Consider the following 5,897-nt stretch of genomic DNA (forward strand, 5'->3'; position numbering starts at 1 on the left):
CTGCGCCGATAATAGGATAAGCTTCGCAACTGCTAACGCAAAAGTGTGCGACAAAGAAACGCAGTCATATACAAATGTTTATAGAGCAATTGAAATCTTGGAAGATAAAGTTTTACCCTGTAGGCAATAGGGACAATGTTAGTCAACATTCATCCTGCATAGAACTTGCGTTATCTCAGCGCTGTTTTTCAAAATCAGTATTCGGCCGTGTTCCTCAGATACCGCTATGTCACACCACCGACCTTTCACCCGCTCCGGTCGCTATCCTCACAAAAAAAGCAGTGGTCCCGACAAAGGGGGCCACTGGAAGATTGCAGAGTGGTTCTCACCGATGCGGTTATTTGCACCACTGGTCGAGCCAGCTGAAGAACTCACGGTTCCAGAGGACTGAGTTCTGAGGCTTGGTAATCCAGTGGTTCTCGCCCGGGAAGAGCACCATCTTTGATGGAACGCCCATCATCTGCGCCGCATTGAATGCCGCCATGCCCTGGTCAACAGGCACGCGGTAATCCATCTCACCGTGCATAATCATAATAGGTGTGTTCCAGTTCCTGATGAGCTTGTGAGGCGAGTTGGTGTAATGTCTCACGGCAACCGGATTGTTGTCCCAAGGAGCGCCGCCGTTGTCCCAGGTTGGGAACCACATTTCCTCGGTCATCATATACATATGCTCCTGATTGAAGATTCCAGCGTGTGCAATGAAAGCATCGAACAGTCCGTTATGAACTCCCGCAAGATTATATACGGAGTATCCTCCGTAACTTGCTCCGCAAGCCGCAACTTTCCCAATGTAAGGCTGAGCCTTGAGATATTTTGCCGCATTCATGTAGTCCTGCATGTTCAAGCCAATGTAGTCACCGGAAATCTGCTCGCACCAAGCCTGGCCGAACGCAGTTGTTCCGCGTCTGTTAGGCAGAATGACAATATAACCGTTGGAAGCCATGAGCCTGTAGTTCCATCTTGTACTCCATCCCTGGCTGCACGTACCCTGAGGGCCGCCAAGGCATATTGTTATTGCAGGATAAACCTTTGTTGAATCGAACTCAGGAGGATAAAGCACCCAGCAGTGCATATCCTTTCCATCAACTGTCTTAATCCATTTCTGGTCCATTGTTGGAGTTGCCAGCTGAGCAATCAGTTCATCATTCTCGTGAGAAAGCTGCTCAACGGCACCGCTTTCCATATCGATTGAAACTATCTCCGCAGGACGCATCATTGATGTGTTCACAGCTATGAGTCTGCCCTCATTGCCAGGCACAAGTTTCAATGAAGAGAAATCATACCAGCAATCCTCTGCAGTAATTCTTCTTATACCGTTTCCAAGAATCACATCACCGGTCCTTTCATCCGCCGCAGGAGTGTAAGCAACTGAACAGTCTTTCTCAACATCAACCTCAAGCACTGCCTCAACAGCGTTTATGCACGATGTAAAGTAGATTTTCCTTGAATCCGCACTCCATACATATTCATCAACATTGTATTTGAAATCACAGCTGAGTTCCTTTACAGCCATTGAAGAGAGATCCAGAAGCATCAGTCTGCGCTTGTCGGCCTCGTATCCGCCGCGTGCCATGCTCACCCATGCAAGATATCTGCCATCCGGTGAGAATGCAGGCTCGGTATCGTATCCCGGGAACTCTCCTTCAAGTCCGGCCATAAGGTCCTTTGTGGAACCATCGCCGGTGGAGTAGAGATATATATCTGCATTGGTGGAGAAGGCATAGTCCTTTCCAGAGAGTTTCCTGCAGGAATATGCTATGGCATCCTTGCCGAAAGACAGCTGCTCAAGCCCGCTGAAAGGGAGTGCCGGAAGCTCATACTCAGTTCCTTCCAGCAAATCCTTCACATTTTCCACAGCGATGGCTCCACCATCCTTGATTCCTTTGATTGAAGCTGCGAGGGTATGAGGCACTTCCTCAACGAAGTGATCCCAGTGCCTGTACATGAGGTTGTCTATTACCCTTGCCTCAACCTTCCGCAGATCCGGGTGAAGGTCCTTTGCGCGCTGACCGTATTTCACGCTTATCTGCATGATGATGCCGTCGCTGGTGGAATTGAGTTCAAAAGCCTCGATTGCAGGAACGCCCTCAACGGCTATCTCAACCTCATCCTTGCCCTCGGCGCTGCAGCAATGCAGTTTCCCTTCTTTCAAATAGAGAATCTTGCTTCCGTTGCAAATCCAGCGGGCGTTGGAGATTGACTTGGGACTTGCGCTTATCTGATGGTTGCCGGACCCATCGATGTTCATTACAAACAGGTTTCTCACGCCCTTGTTCTGCTCAATTGAAGTGTATGAAACTCCGTAAAGAATCTTTGTTCCGTCGGGACTTATCTGAGGGTCGGAAACCTTGCCCATCTGATGCATGATTTCGGGAGTATATTTCCCGTCAACAACCTCAACCTGAGGTTTTCCAATGACTTCTGTTTCATTGGAGGAACAGCCGGCGGCTGCCAGGCCTGCCATCAAAGCTGCCATAATCAAACGAATTACTTTCATATATAAATGTATTACTTATTCAAACCTGTAACCCATATCATAATCCTTGTCAACTACAGGACGGCCGTGCTTCATCCATGACGGCATAGGTTCGCCCTTGAGGAAATGGTTGAAGAACTGCTCAAGCCTTATGCTCAGGTCCTTCCTGTTCTTGCGCTGTACAAGGTTGTGGTCCTCATCGTTGTACTGGAGCATCCAGGCCTGCTTGCCAAGGCGCCTCAGTCCGTTGAACATCTCTATGCCCTGCCACCAAGGAACCGCACCGTCCTGATCATTGTGCATGATGAGCACAGGGGTCCGGACATTCGGCAGGCGGAACAGAGGAGAATTGTCCATATACAGAGGAAGGGCGTCCCAGAGATTGTAGCCTATGCGGCTCTGGCCGTCTTCGTACTGGGCCTGGCGTGTAACGCCGCTGCCCCATCTGATTCCGCTGTATGCGCTTGTCATATTGGAAACAGGAGCGCCGGCACCTGCAGCCTTGAACCTGTTGGTCTGGGTGATGATGTATGCAACCTGATATCCGCCCCAGCTCTGGCCCTGAACGGCCATGTTGTCCTTGTCTATCCAAGGATACTGCTCAAGCATGTCAACGCAAGGCATGAGCGAACGCATACAGCTCTTGCCAGGCATTCCTACATTATAATAAAGGTCAGGAACGCATACAATGTAACCATTGCTTACGAAGAATGGAATATTCACCGTTGATGCGCTAGGAGCAGGACTTCTGTAATTGTACATTGTCTGTGAGTTTTTCTCATAGAAATAGAAAATCACAGGATATTTCTTGTTCGGGTCAAAGTTCTCAGGCTTGAAGAGAAGGCCGTCGGCCTTTATGTCATCCATTGTGGTCCAGTGAATGAGTTCAACCGTGCCCCAGTTGTAATCCTTCTGCCAAGGATTGATGTGCGAAATCTGTTTTGCCGAAGCCATTTGCTTTCCGCTGGTTGAAGCATATCTTACGCCATTGTCTGCCGCTATGTTTGCATCGCAGCTCCATACATCCATTGGGTTGTTGAAGTTGCCCTTGATGAAGAACAGCTTTGCAAGCTTGCCTTTCTGAGGCATTGCGAAAACACTCTGGGCAAAAGAACTAGGTGCGTCAATTATCTTTTCAGGAGCGGCGAACTTGTCCTTGAACGGATTGGTAGGAATTGTTATTGTATAATAACCGTTCTGCTTGTTCACCTCATTGTATGAAACGAGATATACAGGACGTGATGCATCGAGCATTGTACTTACAGAAATTCCGCTCATTACATCTGCCTCAGGAATGAATCTGTCATTCTTGTATGCGTTCACGGCAGTGAACTTTGTATTGTTGTTCCTTCCGTATGAAGAAGTTGCGCATACGGCTTTCTCGTTCTCATTGGTTGAAACAATCCAGATATCGTTCTGGTCGGCAATCAGGGCCTTCCTTGAATCCGAGAACCATACCGGGGCTCCTGCGTATGATGGAAGGTTAGGTGTGTCGTGGCCTTTCTCATAGAAAAAAACGCCGAGATCCTTAGTGAGATTCCAGTTCCTGCCTGTTGCAAGTTCGAACATTGAATATTCGGATCTGATATCGTCATAAATCAGGGCGTGCCTGCCGTCGGGTGCGGTGAACATTGTCTTGTTGGCCTTGCAGAAAAGCATCCTGCGCTCTCCTGTCTTCAAATCAACAATGTATTCATCTGCCGGAGCGTCATAGTCCCACTGTGTCTGGATCACATAAGGGGTTCTGCTTGCGGCGAAAGCATAATCGGCATCGCCGTAGTTCTCCACTCTTACAGATTTGATATCACTATCGCCAAGTTGGACAAAGGAGCCGGCCTTTGCCCCGTTCATGTTCATATAGCAGCTGAAGCTGGTTCTGGCAATCATTGTCTTCCTGTTGTTCTGGATTGTTGGGATATAGTCTGCATCCCAGGCCCAGATATCAAGTTTTGCGCGCTCGAACTCCACTATTGAAGTATCCTTCTCCCTTGGGGCAGGCGCTATGCCAAAGAAAAGGCGCTTGCCGCTGCCGCTCCACTGCAAAGGAGAATTCCTTGAAATCACAAGCGGCTGCATGTCGAAACGGACCTGCCTGTTCTCGTCCTTTGCATATTTGCCGCGGGCTACTTCATTGGCCTCAGCCTTCATATCCTTGCATGACTCATCGTATTCGCGCGCAGCCTTGAACTCGCTGCCCTGAGGGATGTTGAGCTTTGCATAGTAATGAACATACTTGCAGATTCCGGCATTGGTGATGCTGTCTGAAATGATAAGCATATTGTCAAGGAATTCGTCCTGCGAATTCATTCTGAAAGCAGGGTCGCAGATATAAATCTTCAGATCATTCTTGCCGGCCTTTGTGGTATCGGTGTTGGCGTAGAAGGCCATGACACCCTGAGCCGAGAACTTAGGCAGGGTGAAGGTGCTGCCCTTGGGGCCTGTCATGACCATCAGCTCCTTCTTTGAATCCAGGTCGTAAAGATAAAGTCCCGCAGGGGTGTCAACGGTGTCCTTAGGGTTGATTTCCTTTGCCTTTCCGTCCTTGGCATCCTTCTTTGAAGGCTTCTTTGCAGCAACGAACTTCCTTGTGAAAGCCAGCCATCTGCCATCCTTTGAAAATGCATAATTCTCCACCTTCGATAGTGTATCAAGCTCTCCTGTTGCAATATTCAACACATAAAGATTATCCTTTGGAGCTTCCTTCTTTTCTACTTTGGAGCTGTCCTTGGCGGCCTTGCCCTTGGCATCTTCCTTGACTGCAGGCTTTGTTGTGAAAGCGGCCCACTGTCCGAGTGTCTCAGGAGTCTTGAAGTCCTTGAGGTCAGGGAAACTTTTTCTTGTGCCGTTGGACAGATCAAAGAGAATGAGAGTGTCGGTTGGCATCTGCTCAGGTTTCTTCTTCTTGATCTTTGCCTTGCGGGTCTGCTGATAGAAAGGTTTGATGCCTGCGAGGATCTTGTTTTCGCCTGCGCTGAGCACCTGTCCGTAAGCCCTTTCAATGGTCCATTCCTTTCCGGTGAAAGGATTGTTTATACAAAGGGTTGCGTCACCGGCCTGCGGGACAATCCTGTAAAGCACCGTGGCTCCCTCGTTCGGAGCGTCCAGTTCCCTGACTGTCTGCCATTTGTCATACACATCGTGGGTGATGGCAGGTTTCTGGGCCAGCAAAGGCAGACATACCGCCATTGCCGCAAAAAGAGAAAAGAAGCGTTTCATTATGCTGATGTTTTAAAAATTAACTTAAAAATGGCATCTGAATGCAGACGCAGCACAAAGGTAGCACAAATCCGTTTCTTTATTGTATCTTTGCAAACGAATTTAAAAGCAACACAAAATATAAATATTTATAACACTATGATTTACACACAGCAGGTACAGCAGATGTGCGCTGTAAAGAAAGGCCCGAACCATGGTCCGGCTC

At 48.5% G+C, this 5,897-nt stretch carries 2 protein-coding genes; both read right to left on the reverse strand.

Annotated features, from left to right (window positions below):
- Window positions 1-337 precede the first annotated feature (337 nt).
- Window positions 338-2,497 (reverse strand): S9 family peptidase, encoded by a 2,160-nt coding sequence (locus AC06L3_RS06350; protein WP_475669782.1) that lies wholly within the window; start codon window positions 2,495-2,497, stop codon window positions 338-340.
- Window positions 2,498-2,512: 15 nt separating this feature from the next.
- The gene (locus AC06L3_RS06355; protein WP_475669783.1) at window positions 2,513-5,692 is read right to left on the reverse strand and encodes an alpha/beta hydrolase family protein; all 3,180 of its coding nucleotides are present in this window, start codon (window positions 5,690-5,692) and stop codon (window positions 2,513-2,515) included.
- Window positions 5,693-5,897: the final 205 nt, after the last annotated feature.

This window comes from Candidatus Egerieousia sp. (assembly GCF_056211015.1).

Coding starts and splice junctions, on each gene's coding strand:
- AC06L3_RS06350 (WP_475669782.1), bottom strand. CDS start 2,497: ATGAAAGTAATTCGTTTGATTATGGCAGCTTTGATGGCAGGCCTGGCA.
- AC06L3_RS06355 (WP_475669783.1), bottom strand. CDS start 5,692: ATGAAACGCTTCTTTTCTCTTTTTGCGGCAATGGCGGTATGTCTGCCT.